17 protein-coding genes are annotated in these 23,644 nt (G+C 68.1%); 6 read left to right on the top strand and 11 right to left on the bottom strand.

The annotated features are described in order from the left end of the window. Positions 1–138: 138 nt before the first annotated feature. From hutU to hutI, 3 genes are read right to left on the bottom strand one after another with little or no spacing between them, the layout of a single operon-like run. Positions 139–1,800, bottom strand: a complete 1,662-nt coding sequence (hutU, locus tag ACO07I_RS19750; protein WP_422010306.1) for a urocanate hydratase — start codon at positions 1,798–1,800, stop codon at positions 139–141. Continuing rightward, a complete protein-coding gene (gene hutH, locus ACO07I_RS19745; protein ID WP_422010304.1) occupies positions 1,797–3,338 on the bottom strand; it encodes a histidine ammonia-lyase in 1,542 nt (513 codons plus the stop codon). Before hutH ends, hutU begins: the two co-directional genes overlap by 4 nt. After that, entirely contained in the window at positions 3,335–4,534 is a 1,200-nt protein-coding gene (gene hutI, locus ACO07I_RS19740; RefSeq protein ID WP_422010302.1) for an imidazolonepropionase, read from the bottom strand. The genes hutH and hutI overlap by 4 nt, the downstream gene beginning before the upstream one ends. Positions 4,535–4,564: 30 nt before the next feature. On the opposite strand from hutI, the gene ACO07I_RS19735 reads away from it, so the two are divergent. The 5 genes from ACO07I_RS19735 to ACO07I_RS19715 all read left to right on the top strand — a co-directional run bounded on the left by ACO07I_RS19735 (position 4,565) and on the right by ACO07I_RS19715 (position 10,773). Further along, positions 4,565–5,932 carry a formimidoylglutamate deiminase gene (locus ACO07I_RS19735; RefSeq protein WP_422010300.1) on the top strand — a complete coding sequence of 456 codons (1,368 nt, stop codon included), beginning with the start codon at positions 4,565–4,567 and terminating at the stop codon, positions 5,930–5,932. Further along, entirely contained in the window at positions 5,929–6,648 is a 720-nt protein-coding gene (gene hutC / locus ACO07I_RS19730; protein WP_422010298.1) for a histidine utilization repressor, read from the top strand. The genes ACO07I_RS19735 and hutC overlap by 4 nt, the downstream gene beginning before the upstream one ends. A 78-nt stretch (positions 6,649–6,726) precedes the next feature. Continuing rightward, positions 6,727–8,736 (top strand): hydantoinase/oxoprolinase family protein, encoded by a 2,010-nt coding sequence (locus tag ACO07I_RS19725; protein WP_422010296.1) that lies wholly within the window; start codon positions 6,727–6,729, stop codon positions 8,734–8,736. After that, positions 8,733–10,322, top strand: a complete 1,590-nt coding sequence (locus tag ACO07I_RS19720) for a hydantoinase B/oxoprolinase family protein (protein ID WP_422010294.1) — start codon at positions 8,733–8,735, stop codon at positions 10,320–10,322. The genes ACO07I_RS19725 and ACO07I_RS19720 overlap by 4 nt, the downstream gene beginning before the upstream one ends. Positions 10,323–10,326: 4 nt before the next feature. Further along, a complete protein-coding gene (locus ACO07I_RS19715) occupies positions 10,327–10,773 on the top strand; it encodes a cupin domain-containing protein (protein WP_422010292.1) in 447 nt (148 codons plus the stop codon). Here the strand turns inward: ACO07I_RS19715 and ACO07I_RS19710 are convergent. The 6 genes from ACO07I_RS19710 to ACO07I_RS19685 all read right to left on the bottom strand — a co-directional run bounded on the left by ACO07I_RS19710 (position 10,748) and on the right by ACO07I_RS19685 (position 18,839). Continuing rightward, on the bottom strand, positions 10,748–12,154 hold the full coding sequence (locus ACO07I_RS19710) for an FAD/NAD(P)-binding protein (protein WP_422010290.1): 1,407 nt from the start codon (positions 12,152–12,154) through the stop codon (positions 10,748–10,750). The genes ACO07I_RS19715 and ACO07I_RS19710 overlap by 26 nt on opposite strands. A gap of 58 nt (positions 12,155–12,212) precedes the next feature. Beyond that, positions 12,213–13,883: a dipeptide ABC transporter ATP-binding protein gene (locus tag ACO07I_RS19705; protein WP_422010288.1), complete on the bottom strand. Its 1,671-nt coding sequence runs from the start codon at positions 13,881–13,883 to the stop codon at positions 12,213–12,215. Continuing rightward, the gene (locus ACO07I_RS19700) at positions 13,880–14,746 is read right to left on the bottom strand and encodes an ABC transporter permease (protein ID WP_422010286.1); all 867 of its coding nucleotides are present in this window, start codon (positions 14,744–14,746) and stop codon (positions 13,880–13,882) included. The genes ACO07I_RS19705 and ACO07I_RS19700 overlap by 4 nt, the downstream gene beginning before the upstream one ends. Continuing rightward, positions 14,743–15,768: an ABC transporter permease gene (locus ACO07I_RS19695; RefSeq protein WP_422010284.1), complete on the bottom strand. Its 1,026-nt coding sequence runs from the start codon at positions 15,766–15,768 to the stop codon at positions 14,743–14,745. The genes ACO07I_RS19700 and ACO07I_RS19695 overlap by 4 nt, the downstream gene beginning before the upstream one ends. Before the next feature lie 4 nt (positions 15,769–15,772). Next, positions 15,773–17,380 (bottom strand): ABC transporter substrate-binding protein, encoded by a 1,608-nt coding sequence (locus tag ACO07I_RS19690; protein ID WP_422010282.1) that lies wholly within the window; start codon positions 17,378–17,380, stop codon positions 15,773–15,775. Between the two features lie 220 nt (positions 17,381–17,600). After that, positions 17,601–18,839: a Zn-dependent hydrolase gene (locus ACO07I_RS19685; protein ID WP_422010280.1), complete on the bottom strand. Its 1,239-nt coding sequence runs from the start codon at positions 18,837–18,839 to the stop codon at positions 17,601–17,603. 88 nt (positions 18,840–18,927) lie between these two features. Between ACO07I_RS19685 and ACO07I_RS19680 the strand changes: the two genes are divergently transcribed. Continuing rightward, positions 18,928–20,499 (top strand): GMC family oxidoreductase, encoded by a 1,572-nt coding sequence (locus ACO07I_RS19680; protein WP_422010278.1) that lies wholly within the window; start codon positions 18,928–18,930, stop codon positions 20,497–20,499. On the opposite strand, the gene ACO07I_RS19675 is transcribed toward ACO07I_RS19680, so the two are convergent. Together ACO07I_RS19675 and pepN are read right to left on the bottom strand one after the other, a co-directional pair. Next, positions 20,496–20,906, bottom strand: a complete 411-nt coding sequence (locus ACO07I_RS19675; protein ID WP_422010276.1) for a hypothetical protein — start codon at positions 20,904–20,906, stop codon at positions 20,496–20,498. The two genes, ACO07I_RS19680 and ACO07I_RS19675, sit on opposite strands and share 4 nt — an antisense overlap. Before the next feature lie 49 nt (positions 20,907–20,955). Beyond that, the gene (gene pepN, locus ACO07I_RS19670; RefSeq protein ID WP_422010274.1) at positions 20,956–23,607 is read right to left on the bottom strand and encodes an aminopeptidase N; all 2,652 of its coding nucleotides are present in this window, start codon (positions 23,605–23,607) and stop codon (positions 20,956–20,958) included. Positions 23,608–23,644 lie beyond the last annotated feature (37 nt).

Genomic DNA, 23,644 nt, shown 5'->3' with positions numbered 1-23,644 from the left:
GAGGAGCCGCGTGCAGCGCGGCCTCTCGAAGGATGGGCAACAAACGAAGTGCTCGTGCCCACCCTTCGAGACGCGGTCCGGCGGACCGCTCCTCATGAGGGTGAGGACGTTGTTGATCGCTCGCCAACACACTCGCTCCTAAAGACTCGGCAGATTGAGCCCCTTTTCGCGGGCGCAGTCGATGGCGTCCTGGTAGCCGGCATCGGCGTGGCGCATCACGCCGGTCGCCGGGTCGTTCCACAGGACCCGCTCGATGCGCTTGCCCGCTTCCGGCGTGCCGTCGCAGACGATGACCATGCCGGCATGCTGGGAGAAGCCCATGCCGACGCCGCCGCCATGATGTAGCGACACCCAGGTCGCGCCCGAGGCGCAGTTGAGCAGGGCGTTGAGCAGCGGCCAGTCGGACACGGCGTCGGAGCCATCCTTCATGGCTTCGGTCTCGCGGTTAGGGCTGGCGACCGAGCCCGAATCGAGATGGTCGCGGCCGATGACGATCGGCGCCTTGAGCTCGCCCTTCGCCACCATCTCGTTGAAGGCCAGGCCCAGCCGATGGCGGTCGCCCAGCCCGACCCAGCAGATGCGCGCCGGCAGGCCCTGAAACTTGATCTTCTCGCGGGCCATGTCGAGCCAGTTGTGGAGATGCTTGTTGTCGGGCAGCAGCTCCTTCACCTTCGCGTCGGTGCGGTAGATGTCCTCGGGATCGCCCGACAGCGCGGCCCAGCGGAACGGTCCCACGCCGCGGCAGAACAGCGGCCGGATATAGGCCGGCACGAAGCCCGGGAAGCTGAAGGCGTCGGCGACGCCCTCCTCCAGCGCCATCTGGCGGATGTTGTTGCCGTAGTCGACCGTGGGCACGCCGAGCTTGTGGAATTCGAGCATGGCGCGCACGTGACCGGCCATCGACTGCTTGGCGGCCTTGGCGACGCCCGCCGGATCGCTGGCGCGCTTGGCCTCCCAGTCGGCCAGGGTCCAGCCCTTGGGCAGGTAGCCGTTGACGGGATCATGGGCCGAGGTCTGGTCGGTCACGCAATCGGGCCGCACGCCGCGCCGCAGCAGTTCGGGCAGGATGTCGGCGGCATTGCCCAGCAGGCCGACCGAGACCGCCTTCTTCTCCGCCACCGCCTTGGCGATGATCGCCAGGGCATCGTCGAGATCCTTGGCCTGGACGTCGAGATAGCCGGTGCGCAGGCGGAACTCGATGCTGCTCGGTCGGCATTCGATCGCGAGACATGAGGCGCCGGCCATCGTGGCTGCCAATGTCTGCGCGCCGCCCATGCCACCGAGACCGGCCGTCAGGATCCAGCGGCCGGCGAGGCTGCCGCCATAATGCTGGCGCGCCATCTCGACGAAGGTCTCGTAGGTGCCCTGAACGATGCCCTGGCTGCCGATGTAGATCCACGAGCCGGCCGTCATCTGGCCGTACATCATGAGGCCCTTGCGATCGAGTTCGTTGAAATGCTCCCACGTCGCCCAGCGCGGCACGAGGTTGGAGTTGGCGATCAGCACCCTCGGCGCATCGGCGTGGGTGCGGAACACCCCGACCGGCTTGCCCGACTGCACCAGCAGCGTCTCGTCGGCTTCGAGCTTGCGCAGCGACGCCACGATGCGGTCGAAGCTCTCCCAGTCGCGCGCGGCGCGGCCGATGCCGCCATAGACGACCAGCTCTCCGGGCTTCTCAGCGACGTCGGGATCGACGTTGTTCATCAGCATGCGCAGTGGCGCCTCGGTGAGCCAGCTCTTGGCCGTGAGTTCGGTGCCGTGCGGCGCCCGGATTGTGCGGGCATTGTCGATGCGGTTCATGGTGTCTCCTGAAGGGCGGGCAGGAAGCCGGGGCCGACGGTTGCGACGAGGGTGCCATTGGCCACGAGGGCCGTGGCCTTCTCCATGTCGGGATGGAAGTGACGGTCGTCCTCGAGATGCGGCACGTCGCGGCGCAGCAAGCTGCGCACCGCTTCGAGCGGCGGGCTGGAGGCCAGCGGCCGGTGGAAGTCGCAGCCCTGCGCCGCCGCCAGCAGCTCGATGCCGATGACCGACGCAACATTGGCCGCCATGTCGAGCAGACGACGCGCGCCGTGCGCGGCCATCGAGACATGGTCTTCCTGGTTGGCCGAGGTCGGGATCGAATCGACGCTGGCGGGATAGGCGCGCTGCTTGTTCTCCGATACCAGCGCCGCCGCCGTCACCTGCGGGATCATGAAGCCCGAGTTGAGGCCCGGCCGCGGCGTCAGGAAGGCCGGCAGGCCCGACAGCGCCGGATCGACCAGCATGGCAATGCGGCGCTCGGCCAGCGAGCCGATCTCGCACAGCGCCAGTGCGATGATGTCGGCGGCGAAGGCCACCGGCTCGGCGTGGAAATTGCCGCCCGACAAAGCCTCGTCCGGATCGGTGAAGATCAGCGGATTGTCGGTGACGCCATTGCCCTCGGTCGCCAGCGTGGCCGCCGCTTGGCGCAGGATATCGAGCACGGCGCCCATGACCTGCGGCTGGCAGCGCAGGCAATAGGGATCCTGCACCCGCTCGTCGCCTACCAGATGCGAGGCGCGGATCGCCGAGCCCGTCATCAGGCGGCGCAGCGCCTCCGCCGTCGCGATCTGTCCCGCGTGACGGCGCAATTGATGGATGCGCGGATCGAACGGTGCGTCCGAGCCGCGTGCGGCATCGGTCGAAAGCGCGCCGGTCACCAGCGCGGCGCCATGCAGGTTCTCGGCCTCGAAAAGGCCGGCCAGCGCGTAGGCGGTCGAGAACTGCGTGCCGTTCAGCAGCGCGAGACCTTCCTTGGCACCCAGCACCAGCGGCTTCAGCCCGGCATCGCCCAACGCCTTCGCCGCCGGCACGACCTCGCCATCGACCACGAACGAACCGACGCCGATCATGGCCGCGCTCATATGGGCGAGCGGCGCCAGATCGCCCGAGGCGCCGACCGAGCCCTGGCAGGGCACGACGGGCGTCAGCCCTTCCGCGAGCATCGTCTCCAGCAGTCGCACCGTCGCGGGCTGCACGCCCGACGCGCCCTGTGCCAGGCTGCCGAGCTTCAGCGCCATCATCAGCCGCACCACCGCCACCGGCATCGGCGCGCCGACACCGGCGGCGTGGCTGAGCACGATGTTGCGCTGCAGGGTTTCGAGATCGGCGGCCTCGATGCGGACGCTGGCCAGCTTTCCGAAGCCGGTGTTGATCCCGTAGACCGGCTGCCCCTTGGCGAGGATCGACGACACCGCCTTCGCCGACGTCTCGATCGCCTCGTAGGAAGCGGGATCGAGGCTCACCGCGGCACCGCGATAGATGTCGCGCCAGCCCGAAAGAGGAACCGTTCCCGGTGTGATGACGACCGCCTTCATCTGCCCCTCCACACCCGCGCATGCAGCGGATTGAAACCCATGCGGTAGACCAGTTCGGCCGGCCGCTCGATGTCCCAGATGGCGAGATCGCACCATTTGCCCGCGTCGAGCGTGCCGACACTGTCGAGACAGCCCAGCGCCCGTGCCGCCTCGCGCGTGACGCCGGCCAGGCATTCGTCGACCGTGAGCCGGAACAGGGTGGCGCCCATGTTCATCGCCAGCAGCAGCGAGGTGAGCGGCGAGGTGCCGGGATTGCTGTCGGAGGCGAGGGCGATCCTCACGCCGTGCTGGCGCAGCCGCTCGACCGGCGGCTTGTGAGTCTCGCGCACGAAGTAGAAGGCGCCGGGCAGCAGCACGGCGACCGTGCCGGCGGCCGCGAGCGCCTTCACGCCCGCTTCGTCGACATGCTCCAGGTGATCGGCTGAGAGCGCGCCGTAACGGGCCGCCAGGCTCGCCCCGTGCAGGTTGGAGAGCTGCTCGGCATGCAGCTTGACGCGCAGGCCCTCGGCCTTCGCCGCCTCGAACACGCGCTCGATCTGTCGCGGCGTGAAGGCGATGCCCTCGCAGAAGCCGTCCACCGCATCGGCCAGACCCGCCTTGGCAACAGCCGGGATCATCTCGTCGCAGACGGTGGCGATATAAGCGTCCTTGTCGCCGTTCGCCTCGGGCGGCAGCGCGTGCGCACCAAGGAATGTCGTTTCCACCGAGAGCGGCCGCACCTCGGCGATGCGGCGCGCGGCCCGCAGCGATTTCAGCTCGCTGGCGAGGTCGAGTCCGTAGCCCGACTTGATCTCCATCGTCGTGACGCCTTCGGCGATCAGCGCATCGACCCTCGGCAACGCACTGGCGACCAGCGCTTCCTCCGAGGCGGCACGGGTCGCCCGCATGGTCGAGACGATTCCCCCGCCGGCGCGCGCGATCTCCTCGTAGCTGGCGCCGGCCAGCCGCAGCTCGAATTCGTGCGCACGGTTGCCGCCGTAGACGATGTGGGTGTGGCAGTCGACCAGACCCGGCGTGATCCAGCGTCCGGCGCAATCGATCGTCTCCGCGGCGTCGAGCGTCGGCGCTTCCGTTGCCGCGCCGGCAAAGACGATGCGCCCGTCGCGCGCGGCGATGAGGCCGTCTTCGACGAGCCCCAGCCCCTCGCCCGTCAGGGTCGCGAGGCGTGCGTTCTTCCAGAGGCGGTCACATTGCATGCAGCCCTTATTATGACTATACATAATAATATGTCCAGAACCGCCCTCTGGTTCCGCTCCCTGCTCCTGCCCGACGGCTGGGCCGATGGCGTGCGCCTCGTCATCGTGGAGGGCCGGATTGAAACCTTGATGAAGGACACCCCGGCCGAGGCAGGGGATGAAGTCCACGAGATCGGCCTGCCCGGCCTGCCCAACCTGCACAGCCACGCCTTCCAGCGCGGCATGGCGGGTCTGACGGAGCAGCGCGGCCCCACACAGGACAGTTTCTGGACGTGGCGCGAGGCCATGTACCGCTTCGTCGACCATATGGGTCCCGACGAGGTCGAGGCGATCGCCGCTCAGGCCTATGTGGAAATGCTCGAAAGCGGCTTCACCCGGGTGGGCGAGTTCCACTACGTGCATCACGATCCGGCCGGCGCGCCCTACGCGAACATCGCCGAGCTGGCAACGCGGATCGCAGCGGCGGCAGCCGAGACCGGCATCGCGTTGACGCTTCTTCCCGTCTTCTATCTCCACGCCGGGTTCGGCGGCCTGCCCGCGGCTCCCGGTCAGCGGCGCTTCGTCAACGACGTCGACCGCTATGGAAGATTGATCGAGGCCAGCCGCGAGGCGGTGTCGCCGCTGTCCGGTGTCGTGGTCGGCATCGCGCCGCACAGTCTGCGCGCCGCGACGCCCGAGGAGATCGCGGCCATCCTGCCGCTCGCGAGCGGCGGCCCCGTCCACATCCACGTCGCGGAGCAGACGAAAGAGGTCGAGGATTGTCTCGCCTGGTCGGGCAAGCGGCCGGTGGCGCTCCTGCTCGATCACCTGCCCGTCGACGAACGCTGGTGTCTCGTCCACGCGACGCATGTCACCGATGCCGAGAGCGCCGGCATCGCAGAGCGGGGCGCCGTGGTGGGCCTGTGCCCGATCACCGAAGCCAATCTCGGCGACGGACTCTTTCCCGCGCAATCCTTCCTGGAGCGCGGCGGCCGGTTCGGCATCGGCTCCGATTCCAACGTCCTGATCGACGCCGCCGAGGAGCTGCGTCTGCTGGAGTATGGCCAGCGCCTGTCGCTGCGCACACGCAACGCGCTGGCGCGGGCCGCGACCCCGTCGGTGGGCCGCAGCCTGTTCGACACGGCCCTGGCCGGCGGCGCCCAGGCACTCGGCGCGCCGTCGGGAGTTGCCGCTGGACACCCTGCCGACCTCGTGAGCCTGAAGGGCGACGACGAGGCCCTCGCCTATCGCCACGGCGACCGATGGCTCGATGGCTGGATCTTCGCGGGCCGCCGCCAGACGGTGGACTGCGTCTGGCGCGACGGCGCCAAGCTCGTGACCGGCGGCCGGCACATCCATCGAGAGGCGATCGGCCGGCGCTACCGTCAGGCGCTGCACAAGGTGCTGAAGGCTTCATGACGGCCGCGCCCCAGTCGCTTCATCAGAGGATCCTCGGCGACCTGCAGGGCAAGATCCTGTCGGGCAAGCTGGCGCCCGGCGCACGCATCGCCACGGAGCACGAGTTGGCGGAAGCCTATGACTGTTCGCGCATGACGGTGAGCAACGTCCTGGCCAAGCTGGCGCGCGCCGGCCTGGTCGAGCGCCGTCGCAAGGCCGGCACCTTCGTCACGCGGCCGCAGTCGCAGGCAGCGGTGCTCGAAATCCACGACATCAAGGCGGAGGTGCTGGCGCTGGGCCAGACCTATCGCTTCGAGCTGGTCTCCCGCGAGGCCCGGCGAAGCACCGCTGCCGATCGGCAGCGGCTTGTGTCCAGGTCTGCCGGTCGCGTCGTCGACCTCGTGGTCCGTCATTTCGCCGGCGACCGTGTCTTCTGCCTCGAAGAGCGTCTGATCAATGCCGAGGCAGTGCCTGAGGCAATCCATGAGCCCTTCGACGACGTCGCGCCCGGCCGGTGGCTGCTCGACAGCGTCCCCTGGACTGCGGCGGAGCATCGCATCGGCGCCAGCAGCGCCGGCAAGGAGAGGGCCGCCCTCCTGTCGGTGCCCGCGACGACGGCCTGCCTGATCGTCGAACGCCGCACCTGGCGGGCCGCCCTGCCCGTCACCCATGTCCGCCTCACCTATCCCGGCGAGTCGCACCAGCTGGTCGCGCGCTTCACGCCGGCCCAGACCTGAGCGACCGCACATTTCCTCGACCCTGAATGGCCCGTATCGTGCTCCGAGTCGGCGAAAGCCACTCTTGGAGCGTCGAGCATGTCGGAAAGCGGCTGGCAGGTCGGAATCGACATCGGTGGAACGTTCACCGATCTGGTAGCCTTGCTGCCGTCCACCGGCGACGTGCGCTCGATCAAGGTGCCGACCCAGCGTAACGATCCCGTTGCCAGCATCCGCGCCGCCCTCGCAGCGGCCGACCTCTCCGCCGAATCCGTGGACGATCTCGTCCATGGCACCACACTGGTCACCAACGCGATCGTCGAAGACCGGGTCGAGCCCGTCGCCCTGGTGGCAACCGAGGGCTTCGAGGATGTGCTCGATATCGGGCGCGCCGGGCGTCAGCATCTCTATCGGCTCGACCTGCTGCCGCGACGCGAGGCGCAGGTGCCGCCCGAGCGCCGCATCGCGTTGGCCGAGCGCGTCGATTTCACCGGTGCTGCCGTCCTGACGCCCGACACTGCCGCGATCGACGAGGTGGTGAGGCAGGCAAAGACGATGGGCGTCGAGAGCATCGCGGTGTCGCTGCTCCATGCCTATGCAAATGCCGACCATGAGCGCGCGGTCGGCGCCGCCCTGGCCGAGGCCTTTCCCTTCGTGTCGCTGTCACACGAGGTCAATCCGGAGACGCGCGAGTTCGAGCGCACGGCCACCACGGTCCTCAACGCCTCCGTCATGCCCATCGCGGCGCGCTACCTCGATCGCCTGCAGCGCGAAGTGAAAGGCGCCCGGCTGCACGTCATGCATTCGGCGGGCGGCATGGCCTCGCCCGAGGCCGCGGCGAAGCGGCCACTGTCGATGGCGCTGTCCGGCCCCGCGGCCGGCATCTCGGCGGCGGCCAGCGTCGCGGCATCGCTCGGCCTGGAGAAGGTGCTGACCTTCGACATGGGCGGCACGACGACGGACGTCTGCCTGATCCTCGGTGGCACGGCCGAGATCTCCACCGATTCGAAGCTCGCAGGGAGGCCGGTGCGCCAACCCATGGTCGCCGTTGAATCGATCGGCGCCGGCGGCGGCTCGCTGGTGACACTGGGGACCGGCGGCCTCTCGATCGGCCCGCAGAGCGCAGGGGCGGAGCCGGGCCCGGCCGCCTATGGCCGCGGCGGGACCTTACCCACCGTCACCGACGCCAACGCCGTCCTTGGATACCTGGACCCGGCGAAGCGTTTGGGCGGAGCCATCACACTCGACGTTGCCGCCGCCGAAGCCGCTCTCGCGCCACTTGCCGCGCGCCTCGGCGTCGGCATCGTCGAGCTGGCGCTGGGCGTCCAGAGGGTCGCCAACGCCGCGATGGTACGGGCCCTGGCAAGAGTCACCGTCGAGCGCGGCGTCGACGGACGCCAATGCACCCTCCTCGCCTTCGGCGGCGCCGGCCCCATGCATGCCGTGGGCCTCGCGCGCGAGTTCGGCATCGCCGAGATCGTCGTGCCGCGCTTTTCCTCTGGCTTCTCCGCGCTGGGCTGCATCGTGGCCGACATGAGCTATACGCAGCAGCAATCCGTGCGCATGCTGAGCACCGGCTGGGACGCGGTCCGCTTCGCCGCGCTGCATGACGGCATGCTGGCCGCCCTGATGGCGCCGCTGCACAGCCATGGGCACGGCGCCGACGAGATCACCGTCGAACGCACCGCCCTCGTCCGCTATGTCGGCCAGAGCTATGCCGTCGAGGTGCCCTTCACCCAGCCGCTCGACCTCGAACGCCTCGGGCATGACTTCCGTCAGCGCCACCACGCGATCTACGGCTACGCGACCGAAGAGCATTGGGAGATGCAGAGCCTGCGCATGCGGGCGCTTGTTGCGCGACGCACGACCTTCGGGCCGCTCGGCAGCGCGGGCGAGAGCGCGGTGCCGACCTCCGTGACCCCATGCTGGTTCGAGCCGGCCGCGCCGCATCCCACGCCGCGCTACGATCGCGACCGGCTGCCGACCGGTGCGCGCATCGCCGGTCCGGCGATCGTCGAGGATGCCTGGTCGACCATCGTGGTGCCGCCCGGCTACACGCTGAGCCCGGATGCGATGGGCCATCTCTGGATTCGCGAGGATGCACGATGAGGAACAGCGTCGATCCTTTCACCGTCGAGGTGATCCGGCACGCGCTCACCGCCGCGGCCGAGGAGATGTCGTTCGTGGTCATGCGCTCGGCCCGCTCGCCGCTGCTGCGCGAGGCCGGTGACCTGTCGTCGGCCCTCACCGACCACAAGGGCGACCTCATCGCCCAGGGCCGAGACATCCCGATCCATCTCGGCGTCATGAGCTTCACGGTGAAGAAGTTCCTGGAGCGCGTGCCGGCCGAGCGGCTACGGCCGGGCGATGTGTGGTTCCTCAACCTGCCCGAGGTCGGCGGCAACCATCTGCCCGACGTGAAGGCGATCCGGCCGATCTTCCTCGAAGGCCGCCTGTTCGCCTTCGCCGTCAGCCTCGCCCACTGGGGCGATATCGGCGGCGCCTGGGCCGGCAGCTATTTCGCCGCCGCCACCGAGACCTGGCAGGAAGGCGTGCGCATCCCGCCGCTGCGTCTCTTCACCGCCGACGGCATCGAGGAGGAGAAGCGCGATTTCCTGCTGGCCAATCTGCGTGGCCCGGCCGAACGCGAAGGCGACCTGATGGCCCAGATGGCCTCGACGCGCGCCGCCGAAGGAAGGTTGCTGCGCCTGGGCGAGGAGCATGGCGCCGCCACCCTGCGCGCTGCCCTGGACCGGCTCGACGACCTGTCCGAGGCGCAGATGCGCGAAGCCATCGCCGGCCTACCCGACGGGATCTATGAGGGCGAAGACTTCCTCGACGACGACGGACCGGGTGGACAGCCCGCCGCGATTCGCGTGCGCGTGGAGATTTCCGGCGACACCGCGAAATTCGATTTTTCGGGCACCGACGACGCCGTCGCCGGTCCCCTGAACACGACGCCGTTCGTGGCCATGGCGGCGGTCTACTACGCCATCAAGGCGGTGGCCGGGCCGGAGATCCAGCCCAATGGCGGCTGCTATCGCCCGCTGGAAATCCGCACGCGGCCGGGCTCGATCCTGGAGCCCGGCATCGACAAGCCGGTGGTCGGCGGCAACCACGAGACTTCGCAGCGCGCGGTCGACGCCATCATGCGCGCCTTCGAGAAGGCAGTCCCTGCGCGCCTCACCGCCGGCGGCTCGACCACCGCGGGCCTGCTGATCTTCGGCGGCACGCGGCGCGACGGCGCCATCGGCACCTTCTACGAAACCCATGGCGGAGGCGAAGGCGCGCGCATTGACCGCGACGGGGCGCCCGTGGTGCGCGTCCACCTCACCAACACGATGAACACGCCGGCCGAGATCGTCGAATCCGAATACATGATCCGGGTCGACGAACAGCGGCTGCGGCGCGGCTCCGGCGGCATGGGCAGGCATCGCGGCGGCGATGGCATGCGCCGCGCCTACACCGTCATGGCCGACGGGCTCTCCCTCACCACCATGTTCGAGCGCAGGGTGATCGCGCCCTACGGGTTGCAGGGCGGCACCGACGGCGCGCCGTTCAGGGTGACCCTGCATCGCGCCGCGGGCGGCAGCCGCGAGCTGTCAGGCAAGGAGAACCTCGCCTTGGCCAAGGGCGACCGCATCGTCATGGAAACGTCGGGCGGCGGCGGCTACGGCGCGCCCGCGAGGGAGTGAACCGATGACTTCAGCAAAGGAAGATCTGCTGCTGCGACGCGCCGTCGACTGTCCGGTGTCGCGCATCTCGCCGCGCGACACCAACAAGTTCGCAATGCTGGTGGATCCTCTCGCCGATCGCACGCCGTTCGTCTCCGCCGTCGAGATCTTCGAGGTCGGCGGCAGGACACCCCCGCACTTCCACGCGACGGCGCACGAGATGTTCTACGTGCTGAGCGGGACCGGCTGCTGCCGCTGCAACGACGGCAGCGTCCATCAAATCGCGCAGGGCGACGCGCTGGTGCTGCCGCCCGGCCGCGAGCATGTGATCGAGAATACCGGCAGCGAAAGGCTCTATTGCCTTACGGTCATGGTGCCCAACGAAGGTTTCGCCGAGATGATCCGCAACGGTCAGCCGATGACGCTCGACCCGACGGATCGCGCCGTCATTGCCGGCTCTCGAGCTCCCTAGCAGGCGCCTCGCCCGTCGCCATCCGGCTCCAGTCCAGTTCGACCTGTTTGACGTCGTAGGCCTGCAGCGATTCCCAGTGGCGCTGCAGGTCGCCGGCGAACAGGCCGCGCGTGACGCCCGCCGCCACCTTCGGCACGGCGCTCGTCATGGCGTTGATGCTGCTGCCCGACGGGCCGAAGCTCAGGGTGGAGCCGATGCCGAAGACGTGGATGTCGGACAGCCACGGCGCCTCGCCCGGCTTGCGTTCGAGCAGGGCATAGTCCGGGCCGAGATAAGGATAGGCCGCGAGCAACTCGTCCTCCTCGCCCGGCGGCGGCGTGTAGCGGTCCTTCCAGAGCGCGATCTTGTCGGCGAAGGCGGCGAGTTCGGGACGCTGCGCGAGGTCCTGGCGGATGCCGGTGCCGCAGATCGCATAGTCCGCCACGAACGGCCCACGCACCGTCTCGATGAGAATACGGTCGCCGTCCATGCGGGCATCGGTCCACGCGCGGCCCAGTTCCATCGTGAAGTTCGGGAAGGCCATGACGCGCTCATAGGTGCCGGCCGGGAATCCTTCGCGGGCGGTCAGGATGTTGCCCATGATGCGCCAGCGCCATTCGTCGGGCATTTCGCCGATATGCTTCAGGAAGCCGGCGAAGGTCAGCCAGCGATAACGCTGGACGACCGATGGCATGGCGCGGCGCACGAAGAGATGCACGTCGGCGCCGTGTTCGAGGGCCACTGCGGCATTGTCCATGGCGGAAGCGCCCGAGCCCAGCACGGCAACCGTCTTCCCGCGCAGTCGCTCGAAGTCGATCATCTCGCAGGTATGGGCGCGCCGGTCCGGCGGCAACGCGCGCACGAAGTCGGGCATCCACCATTCACCCGTGCCGTCCTGCCCGGTGGCCAGCACCAGCTTGCGGGCGGCCAGCACCTCGCCGGTCGACAGGGTCACCAGCAGGCAGGTTCCGCCATCGTCGAGCCGGCCGGGCGCGATCGCCGTCGCCGCCACGCCGTTGCGCACGGGGATGTCGAGCACGCGGCGATACCATTGGAGATAGTCGTGCCAGGCGCAGCTCGGAATGAGGTGCAAGGCGGCAAAGCTGCCCGCACCCTGGACCGCATCGTACCAGGCCTCGAAGGTGAGGCTCGGAATGCCGAGGTCGGGGCCCGTCTGGTCCTTGGGGCTGCGCAGGGTCGGCATGCGGGCGAAGGTGACCCAGGGCCCTTCCTTTCCCGCCGGTGCACGATCGATCAGCAGGATGTTGTGCACGCGGTCACGCATCAGCGCGAAGCCGATGCACAGCCCCGACTGCCCCGCGCCCACGATCAGCACGTCGAGCGCCGGCGTGCCCCGGTAGAGTCGCGGCGTCATCCACTCCGTGCGCGGATGCGCAGTCATTTCGAGGTCCCGCTTTACCCGGGCCTCGAGGGAAGAGAGATCGCCTGTGGTCATGACATCACGCCGTCTTTAAGAGCTCTGTGCGCTGCGGATCGAAATAGGGCACCGCGTCCAGGAGCATCCGCGTGTAGGCTGCCTGCGGCCGCTGGAAGATCGACTGGCTTTGCCCGGCCTCGACCACCTTGCCGGCCTGAAGAACCACCAGATCGTCGCACAGCATGCGCACGACGTTGAGATCATGGCTGACGAACAGCAGGCCAATCCCGTCCTCCCGCCGCAGCCGGTCGAGCAGCTGCAGAATGACCGCCTGCACCGACACGTCGAGCGCCGCCGTGGGTTCGTCCAGCACCAGCAGACGGGGGCGCGGCGCGACGGCGCGGGCAATGCCGACCCGCGCCTTCTGACCGCCGGAAAGCTGGTGCGGGAAACGCTGCAACAGATCCATCGGCAGGCCGGCTCGCGCGGCGGCCTCGCGCACGCGCGTCTGCAACGCCGCGCCGTCGCGCAGGCCTTCGAGCCGGCGCAGCGGATAGGCGATGCTGTCGAACGCCGTGTGCCGTGGGTTGAGGCTGTCGTTGGGGTCCTGGAACACGATCTGGATGTCCCGGCGGCGCGGCGACTTGTGGAATTCGCGGGCCGGCACGCGGGCGATCGATTCGCCGTCGAACACGATGTCGCCATCGTCCGGATCGATCAGCCGGCAGATCAGGCGCGAGAGCGTGCTCTTCCCCGATCCCGATTCGCCGACCAGCCCCAGCGCGCCGCCCTGTGGGATCTTGAACGAAACGTCGTCGACGGCGCGCGACGGTCCGCCGAACGACTTCACCACATTGACGAGTTCGAGGAGCGGCGGCGTACCCGGCCCGTGCTCGCGCGGCACCGTGACGACCGGCGCTGCGTCCCGCGCCAGACCGGGCGGCGCCAGGTCGGCAAGGGTCGAGCGCCGCGTCGGCGACGCCGCCACCAGCCGCTTGGTGTAGGGATGGGCCGGCGCCTCGAAAAGCGCCGCGGTCTCGCCCTGCTCGACCACGCGCCCCGACTCCATCACCGCGATGCGGTCGCACCAGCGCGCGGCCAGCCCGAGATCGTGGGTGATCAGGATCATGGCCATGCCGCGCTCTGACTTGATGCGGGCCAGCAGCTCCATCACCGTCTGCTGCGTCGTGACATCGAGGCCGGTGGTCGGCTCGTCGGCGATGAGCAGCGCCGGCTCACAGGCGATGGCCATGGCGATCATGACCCTCTGGCACATGCCGCCGGACAGTTCGTGCGGATAGGCGCTGAGCCTTGCCTCGGGATCGCGGATCAGCACGGCGCGCAGCAGGTCGAGCGCCTGCGCCCGCGCATTGGCGCGCGACAGCCGGCCGTGCGCCGCCAGCACGTCGACGATCTGCTGCTCGACCGTGCGGATCGGATTGAGCGCCGCCCGCGGGTTCTGGAAGATCATCGACAGGGCCGAACCGCGCAGCCGCCGCAAGTCGGCGTGTCCGGCATGGGTGATGTCGCGGCCCTCGAAGACCACGCGGCCTCCGGTAATCCTGCCGGCCCGATCGAGCAGCCGCATGACGGCGAGCGAAGTCACGGACTTGCCCGAACCGCTCTCGCCCACGACGCCCAGCGTTTCGCCGGCCACCAGCGCGATGTCGATCCCGTGCAGCGCGGTGACGGTGCCGTGGCGGGTCGAGAAGGCAACCTGCAGCTTCTCGACCTGCAGCAGGATCTGCGTCATGTGCGCATCCGCGGGTCGAGGATGTCGCGCAGCCCGTCGCCCAGCAGGTTGAAGCACAATACCGTCAGCATCAGCGCGAGGCCCGGCATCGCGACCAGCCACCACTTGCCCGTGGTGATGAAGCGCGCGCCCTCCGCCACCATGATTCCCCATTCCGGCGTCGGCGCCGTGACCCCGAGGCCGATGAAGGAGAGGCCGGCCGCGTTCAGGATCGCCCAGCCGAGGTTGAGCGAGATCTGCACCGCCATCGCCGGCAGGACGTTGGGCAGCAGGACGCGCAGCACGACCGAAAGATGGCTGTCGCCGCAGGCGCGCGCCGCCTCGACCCAGCCGGCATTGCGCCGCACGTTCACCTCGGCACGCGCGAAGCGGATGTAGAACGGCAGGTTGATGACGGCGGTGGCGATGACGATGTTCTCCACCCGGTTGCCCAGCGCCGCGACCATGGCCATCGCCAGTACGAACAGGGGGAAGGCCATGAGCACGTCGACGAAGCGGCCGACCCAGCGGTCGAGCCGTCCGCCGCGATAGCCGCAGAAGCCGCCGATCACGGCACCCGTCACGAACGACAGGCCGACGGCCGAGACCGCGATCACCAAATCGAGTCGCGCCGCCCAGATGATGCGGCTCAGGATGTCGCGTCCGAGCTGATCGGTGCCGGCGAGATGAGACCACGACGGCGGCTGCAGCGCCTGCGGCACGTTGGAGGCGACGGGATCGTAGGGCGCCAGGATCGGCGCGAGGATCGCGATCAGGACCAGCAGCAGCGTGCCCGTGGCCGCCAGGGCCGTGACCGGGTTCGAGCGCAGCACATAGACGATGTGGCGGCCGGTCGAAGACCCGTTGAGGACGAGGTCACTCATGCGACCGAGACCCGCGGATCGGCGATGCCGTACAGCACGTCGATGGTGACGTTCACCATGACGAAGATCATCGCCATCAGGAGCACGAAGGCCTGCACCGGCGCATAGTCGGAGGCGAGCAGCGCATCGAGCGCATAGGAGGCGACACCGGGCCAGGAGAAGACCTTCTCGACCAGGACGTTGGCGCCCAGCATGGTCGAGAACACGATGCCGGTGATCGTGAGCACCGGGAGCAGCGCGTTGCGCAGCGCATAGGCCACGATGATGCGCAGCCGCGACAGGCCCATGGCGTGGGCGGTGCGGATGAAGTCGCTTCCCAGCACCGCCAGCATCGAGGCCCGCGTCATGCGCGCCAGCGGCGCCAGGACGAACAGCGCCATGGTGCAGGCCGGCAGCAGGAGCTGCGAGAAGGCGGCCCACCAACCCTCCCAATCGCCCTTCAGGGCAAAGTCGATCAGGAAGAAGCCGGTGATGTCGGGCGGCGCCCCGGCGAAGATGTCGATTCGACCGGTGGGATCGGGCGCCCAGCCCAGCAGATAGTAGAAGGCGTAGATCAGCAGCAGGCCCGACACGAAGGTGGGCACGCAGACTCCCAGGGTACACAACATGCGCACCAGATGGTCGACTGCCGTGCCAGGCCTCAGCGCCGCCGCGACGCCCATCGGCACGGAGAACAGAAGCGCGATGAACAGCGCCGTGCAGGTGAGTTCGAGCGACGCCGGCAGGCGGCGGGTCATGTCCGCCACGACCGGTTGCCCCGTGGTCATCGAGCGGCCGAGATTGCCGGTGGCGACCTCGCCCAGATAGCGCACGAGCTGGACGGGGATCGGCTTGTCGAGGCCCATGGTCCGGCGCAGCTCCTCGATCTCCTCCTTGCCCGCGGAGGGTCCGGAGGAGAAGAACACCGCCGGATCGCCCGGCAGCACGCGCATCAACACGAAGGTGACCACCACCACGCCGAACAGGGCCGGGATCGACGCCAGCAGGCGTCGACCGACCCGGCGCAGGATCCCCGACAGCATGGTGCTAGACCCGTTTGAGGTCGCGGAAGTCGGCCTGGCGGTAGAACTGGTAGGTGTAACCGTCGACCGACTTGGCCATCACGGCGTCGTGGTTGGGCTGCCACAGCATGATCAACGGCGTCTCGGCGTTGAACAGCTCGATCATCTGCTTGCAGCCCTCGTCGTACTTCGCCTTGTCGGTCTGGTATCGGGCCTCGAGCGTCAGATCCTCCATCTTCTTGCTCTTCCAGCTCGAGAAGTTCCAACGCTGGTCGCGCGTGAAGTAGAGATAGAAGAAGTAGTAGGTGTAGGGCAGCCAGGCGGTCGCGCCGTCGGTGAAGAGCGGCATCTTCTTCTCCGACTCGAGCGTGTTGAACTCGGCATCGGGCTTCTTCTGGATCTCGACCTGGATGCCGATCTTGCCCAGAGACTCCTTGACCAGCGCCGCCATCGGCTCCGCCGTCGCCGTCTGGCCCGCGGTGAAGGCGAAGGTGGTGGAGAAGCCGTTGGGATGGCCGGCCTCGGCCAGCAGGGCCTTGGCCTTCGCCAGATCGGTCTTGTTGGGAATCGCCTGCGGGAAGCTCGCATCGGGCGGCACGGATGCCCAGCTACCGCCGTAGAGCTTGGTGCCTCGGCCGAAGATCGCCGCCTTGAACATGTCCTCGTAGGGCAGCGCCATGGCAACGGCCTGGCGCACCTTGAGATTGTCGAAGGGCGCCATCTGCGTGTTCATCGAGATGTGCGTGAAGCCGTTGGTCTGCGGAATCGACACGACCTTGGACTTGGCGGACTTCTCGATGGTCGGCAGGTCGCTGGCCGCCAGGTCGATCGCGAGGTCGGCATCGCCGCGCTCGATCAGATTGGCGCGGGTCGCCGGCTCCGGCACGGTCTGGATGATGATGCGCTTGAACGAGGGGAGCGCGCCGCCGGCACCGCCGACCCACTTCTCGTTGCGGCGGAGCACGGTGCTCTCACCGGGCTTGTGGCTATCGATGATGTAGGCGCCGCTGGCCGCCGTGTTCGTCTTCATCCACTCCATCGCCCACGGATCGTCGGCCGTCGCGTGCTTCTTCGCCAGCTTGCTGTTGATCATGATGGCGTAGCAGACGCAGAGGTTGGCCAGGGCCAGCCGGTCGGGCTTCTCGAGAGTCACCGTGACGGTCTGCGGATCGACGATCTTGAACTGGCTGGCATTGGTCAGCGAGCCGGTGGTGAACTGGGGCGCGGCCAGCGACTTCGCCGTGACGTGCCTGTCGAGCGACCACTTCACGTCCTCTGCCGTGACCGGGGTACCGTCGTGCCAGGTCGCATCCGGCCGCAGGGTGATGGTGATGACCTTGCTGTCCGGGCTGATGCTGTAGGACTTGGCCAGCTCGCCGCGGATCGTGTCGGGATCGAATGTCCAGTTGTTGCCCACCTTCTTGCGGCCGAAGCTGAAGAGACGGTCGTAGACGTTCATGCTGAGACCGAACGACTCACGCGTGGCGCCGGGCATCGTCGTGTCGAGCGTGTTGATGGTCGCGCCGGTCACGTATCTCAGGGTCTCGGCACGGGACTGTGCCGATGCCGGCCACGCCCCGCCCGCCATAAACGCTGCACCCGCCGCACCTTGCAGAAGAACTCGCCGCTTCATGTCGCCACCATTCGCCGGATGAAAGGACGCCGTTCGCCGCCTTCACGTCATCGATCGGCCACGCCACGAGCGGCTTCGACGATGACTGCACCCCCATGCCGACCCGCCGTTACGGGCCGTGAAACGCGAACAGTCTTTGCGAGATGGACGCAAAAGCCATGCCACTGATCCTCTGCCAATTCGCCACTTCCCCCGTGAGACGGGGGAGGAGAAGGATGAGTTAGCGATTGGCCCGGGTGACGGCGGCGTTCAGCAGGAGGTTGGCGCCGGGCACCGAGCGGGTGAGTTCGATCGCCTCGTTCACGTTGTGGCTGATGCCCTCGAAGCAGGGTGTGAAGATCATCGCGGTGGGTGCCATCGTCGCCACCGCATAGGCGTCGTGGCCGGCCTGGCTCCTCATCTCCCGGTAGGGCAAGCCGAGCTCGTTGGCCGTCGACTTCAGCAGCTCGATGCATTCCGGGGCAAACAGCTCGCTGCCCCAGCTCCAGCCCTCGGCGACCTCGATCTCGACATTGGCCTTCTTCGCCGCGGCAGCGATCGCGGCATCGACCTCGGCGCGCATCGCCTTGAAGCGGCCTTCGTCGATGTGGCGGAAGTCGATGGTGAGCTTGACCTGCTCGGCATAGGTGCCGGCAAGGTTGGGGAAACTCTCGATGCGGGTCGTCGTGGTGCGGCCCTCGTCGGCGGCGTAGGCGAGGCCGATGTCGTTGACCGCCGCGATGACATAGCCGGCGCCGACCAGCGCGTTGCGCCGCTGCGCCATCGGCGTGCCACCGGCATGTCCAGTATCGCCGTTGATCGTGAGCCGCAGCGCCTGTGTCTTGTAGCCCCCGACCACGATGCCGACGTCGCAGCCCTCGCGGTCCAGCACCGGCGCCTGCTCGATGTGCAGCTCGAGATAGGAATCGAATTCGCGACCCACCGGCGCGGATCCGGCATAGCCGATCTCGTCGAGCGCCTGCTCGACCGTGATGCCGGCATCGTCGGTGGTGGCCAGCACGCTCTCGAGGGTGATCACCTTGGCGAAGGCCATCGAGCCCATCATCGGCGGGTTGAAGCGCGCGCCCTCCTCGTTGGTCCAGCAGATGACTTCTATGCCGCGCTTGGTCTGCAGGCCACGATCGTTCAGCGTCCGCACGATTTCGAGACCGCACAGCACGCCCAGGATGCCGTCGTAGCGGCCGCCGCAAATCTGCGTGTCGAGATGGCTGCCGATCGCGACCGGCGGCAGCGATGGATCGGTGCCCGGCCGGCGTGCGAAAATGTTGCCGAGCCGGTCGATCTCGACGGTGCAGCCCGCCGCATTCGCCCAGTCGACGAACAGGTCGCGCATCTGCTTGTCCTCGGCCGACAGGGCCAGGCGGCGCAGGCCGACGTCGCGGAAGCGGCCGATCTCCGCCGACCGTTCGAGACTCTCCCACAAGCGTTCCGGATTGACCTCGAGGACGTTTGCGACCATGCGGCGCTCCTTTTGCGTGCGGCTTTCTGAACGTGTGATGGCATTCTAACCAAGAAGCGTGCCAGCGACCGAAGGCGGAAAAGTCATCATGGACGACGATTACGACTACATCATCATCGGCGGCGGCTCGGCCGGCGCGACCCTCGCCGCCCGGCTGAGCGAGGATCCGGCGATCCGGGTCCTTCTGCTCGAAGCCGGCCGCGACTTCCGCACCGCCGAGACGCCGCACCATCTGCGCATTCCCAATCCGCTGCGCGCCATTGGCGATGACAATTACCGCTACCCGAAGCTCATGGCGCGGCGCACGGAGCGCCAGCAACCCAAGCTGCTGTGGCGCGGCCGAGCGATCGGCGGCAGCTCGACCATCAACGGCCAGATCGCGATTCGTGGCGTCCCCGAGGATTTCGAGGACTGGGCGTCGATGGGCGCCGCTGGCTGGGACTGGGAGGCGTGCCTGCCCTATTTCCGCAAGCTGGAAACCGACATGGATTTCGGCGATGCGCCCTATCACGGCAAGGACGGCCCGCTGCCGGTCTATCGCGCACCGATCGATCAATGGGGCACCGTCGATCGCGCGCTGCGGGAAGCCGCGCTGGCGCTCGGCTATCCCTGGTGCGAGGACCACAATGCGCCGACCGGCAGCGGCGTCGGACCCTACGCGATCAACAGCCGCGAGGGGCTGCGCATCTCGACCAACGACGGCTATCTCGAGCCGGCGCGCGGCCGCGCGAACCTGACGATCGTCGGCGAAGCGGTCGTCGACACGCTGCAGTTCGAGGGCAACCGGCCGCATGTCAGCGGTGTGCGCGTGCAGCTCGGCGACGAAGCGCGGCACGTCCGGGCCCGCCGCGAGGTCATCCTGTCGGCCGGCGCGATCCATTCGCCGGCCATCCTGCAACGCTCCGGCATCGGCCCGCGCGACTGGCTGGGCGCCCTGGGGATCGAGGTGGTGGCCGACCGGCCGGTCGGCAAGCACCTGCTCGATCATCCAATCCTCGGCCTGATGCTCGAGCTGCGCGACGATGCGCGGGTGAGCACCCTGATGCATCGCCACACCAACTGCTGCCTGCGCTACTCCTCGCGGCTCGGCGGCGCCGGGGTGAACGACATGATCATGATCGCCGGCAACCTGCGGCCGGAGGAGGATGGCGGCACGGCGCGGGCACGCCTCGCCGTCTCCGCCTTCGAGGCCTTCAGCGAAGGCACGGTCCGCATCACCACGCGCGACGCCGGCATCGACCCGCAAGTCGACGAGCGCATGCTGTCGGATGAGAGCGATCTCGTACGCATGCGTGACGGCGTGCATCGAATGCGTGCCCTCTGCCTGGAGCCTGCCTTCAAGGCGATCTCGACGCGGGTCGAGTACGGCACGACGGGACGTTCGATCGAAGACCCGTTCGAGGCCGAGGCAATGGACGACTGGATGTTCGCCGAATGCTCAGACGCCCAGCATGCCAGCGGCACGTGCCGCATGGGCGCGGCGGACGATGCGCGATCGGTCGTCGATCCGGAATGCCGCGTGATCGGCTGTTCGGGTCTGCGCGTGATCGACGCGTCGATCATGCCGACGGTAGTGCGCGCCAACACGCATTTCACGACGGTCATGATCGCGGAGAAGATGGCGGACGCGCTGAAACGCTCACGTCCGCGCGATGCCTAGCCGCGCAGATCCTTGGCGCGGGCCTTGTCGATGGCGTCGTTGCAATTCTGGCCCTTGAGCGGCGCCCGGATTTTCCAGCACATCGTCTCGTCGTCGCGAACGATGCCGGAATTGCAGTAGAAGACGTCCTTCCTCTTCTGCAGCCAGAGGCCGCCGGGAACGGCGGCCTTGATCTCGTAGCCGTCGGCCAGCAGGTCCCAGGTCGCGACGCCCGGCCTTTCCTGATGCTGCGACGCGCAGGTCGCATCACCCGCCGAGAGGGAGGTTCGAGGAGAGGCCGCGTACTGCGCCTCGGCGCGCGCCACGGCCGAATCGCCGAACAGGAACGCCTGCGCGAAGATGTAGGCCGCGATCACGAGGATTGCCGCAGCCACGCCCGTCACGACGAGCTTCTTGTTCATTGCCATGGTTTATTCTTGCACTCGAAAAGCAACCTTTCAACCAACCTTGCCGGCATCAGGCCAGACTCTTGGACGCGATCTCGAAGACGTCGCGTGACAGGCCGGGCGTCGCCACGATGCGCTGGAGTTCACGGGTCATCAGCGCCTGCCGGCCCTTGTCGTAGCGCCGCCATGACCCGAGGGGGCCGAGCAACCGTGCCGCGATCTGCGGATTGAGCTTGTCGGTCGCCAGAACCTGGTCAGCCAGAAAGCGATAGCCGCCGCCCGTAGCCTCATGGAATTGCACCGGATTTCCCGACGCGAAGGCGCCGACCAGCGAATAGACGCGATTGGGATTCTTGCGGTCGTAGGACGGGTGATCGACGAGGCGCTTCACGCGCTCCAGCGCCCCCTCGGTCGACGTGCGCGCCTGGATCGCGAACCACTTGTCGAGCACCAGCGCTTCGCCCTTCCAACGTTCGTAGAAGGAGGCCAGCGCCGCTTCGCCCTCCGCGCCGCCCAGCTCCGCGAGCACCGTGAGGCCCGCGACCTGCTCCGTCATGTTGCCCGCCCCCTCGAAATAGGCGACGGCGCGCCGCCGCGCCGCCTCGCCTTTGTCGGTCGAGAGATACTGGAGCGCGGTGCTGCGCAGGCGCCGGCGCCCCACCTCGTCGGGCGTGAAACGATACGGGCCCGCAGCATGGGCCCCGTCGTACACGGAAGACCAGCGATCACCGAGCCGCTCGAACAGGACGGAGCGGACTCGCTGCTGCGCCGCCCACAGCCCGTCGATGTCGATCTCCGCCATCAGCTCACCGAGAAAGGCGAGGCCCGGCAGGGTGACCGCGTCGGCGATGAAGGAGCGATCAAGCCGCTGATCGTCCAGCGTGCGGCGGATGGCATCGACGTAGTGGTCCGGCACGACCATCGGACCGCCGGTCTTGCGCGCTTCCACCAGCTGCAGGATCAGCCTGGCCCCGAGCTGCTGCCCGGCTTCCCAGCGCGCGAACGGATCGCTGTCATGCGCCATCAGGAACGTCAGCTCGTCGTCGGAGCGCGGCGCGTCGAGCTTCACCGGGGCCGAAAAGCCGCGCAGCAGCGAGGCGACCGGCTTCTCCGGCACGTCCTCGAATACGAACACGTCGTGCGCCGTGCGCACGTCGAGGACCCGCGTCGTGCCGCCGGCGGTCGCCTCGCCGGCAAGCTTGAGCGGAAGGTCGCGCCCGGCACCGTCGAGCAGGCCCACGGACAGAGGAATGTGCATCGGCATCTTATCGGGCTGGCCGGGCGTGGGCCGCAGGCTCTGGCCGACCGTCAGCGTGTAGCGCCGGGTCACAGCGTCGTAGCTGCCCTCGACCTTGAGGTCCGGCGTTCCGGCCTGGGCGTACCACAGGCGGAACTGCGTGAGGTCGACGCCCGACGCGTCTTCCATCGCGTTGGCGAAGTCGTCGCAGGTCACGGCCTGGCCGTCATGACGCTGGAAGTAGAGATCGATGCCCTTGCGGTAACGCTCCGGCCCCAGCAGCGTGTGCATCATCCGCACCACCTCGGCGCCCTTCTGGTAGACGGTCGCGGTGTAGAAGTTGTTGATCTCGATATACGAATCCGGCCGCACCGGATGGGCCATCGGCCCGGCATCCTCGGGGAACTGGCCGGCGCGCAGGCGGCGGACATCGTCGATGCGCGCATCGGCGGCCGAGCCCATGTCGGCGGAGAATTGCTGGTCGCGGAAGACGGTGAGCCCTTCCTTGAGCGAGAGCTGGAACCAGTCGCGACAGGTGACGCGGTTGCCGGTCCAGTTGTGGAAGTATTCGTGGGCGATGACGGCCTCGATCGAGTGATAGTCGAGGTCGGTCGCGGTCTCGGGATTGGCGAGCACGAGCTTGGAGTTGAAGACGTTCAGCCCCTTGTTCTCCATCGCGCCCATGTTGAAGTCGTCGATGGCGACGATCATGAACGTGTCGAGATCGTATTCGAGCCCGTAGACGTCCTCGTCCCACTTCATCGACTTCTTGAGCGACTCCATCGCATGATCGCAGCGCCCGACGTCGCCGGGACGGACATAGATGCGCAGCGTCACCTCACGGCCCGAACGCGTCGTGAACCGGTCTTCGAGACAGTCGAGGCGTCCCGCGACCAGCGCGAACAGGTAGGATGGCTTGGGGAAAGGGTCTTCCCACGTGGCGAAGTGCCGGCCCTCGTCGAGGCCCCCGCTGTCGACCAGATTGCCGTTCGACAACAGCACCGGCACCAGCGTCCGGTCGGCCACGATGCGCGTCGTGTAACGGGCCATCACGTCGGGACGGTCGAGGAAATAGGTGATGCGACGAAAGCCCTCGGCCTCGCACTGAGTGCAGAAAAGGTCGCGCGATTTGTAGAGGCCGGTGAGCTCGGTATTGTCCTGCGGTCGCAGGCGCGTCGTGATCTCCAGAGTGAACCCGTCCGGCACGCCCCGAATCGCCAGTGTCTCGGGCCCGACCTCGTAAGCAGCGGGCTTGCCATCGAGCACGACCGACACGAGTTCCATCTTCTTGCCGTCGAGCACCAGATCGGCGGGCCTGGCCGCCGCCACCGGATTGCGTCGCACGACCAGTCGCGCGACGACCGTGGTCGTCTCCTGTCCCAGCTCGACATCGAGATCGACCGTGTCGATCAGGAACGGCGGCGGGGTGTAATCGGCCCGGTGAATCGCCCGGGGCGTGGCGGTCATGTCCTTGCTGATGTGCATGGCTTCTCCATACGACGCCGGCGCCCCTACCCGAAAT

It is taken from the genome of Reyranella sp., from assembly GCF_965227665.1.
Classification (GTDB): Bacteria; Pseudomonadota; Alphaproteobacteria; order Reyranellales; family Reyranellaceae; genus Reyranella.
This window is presented reverse-complemented; position numbering and strand designations above follow the sequence as displayed.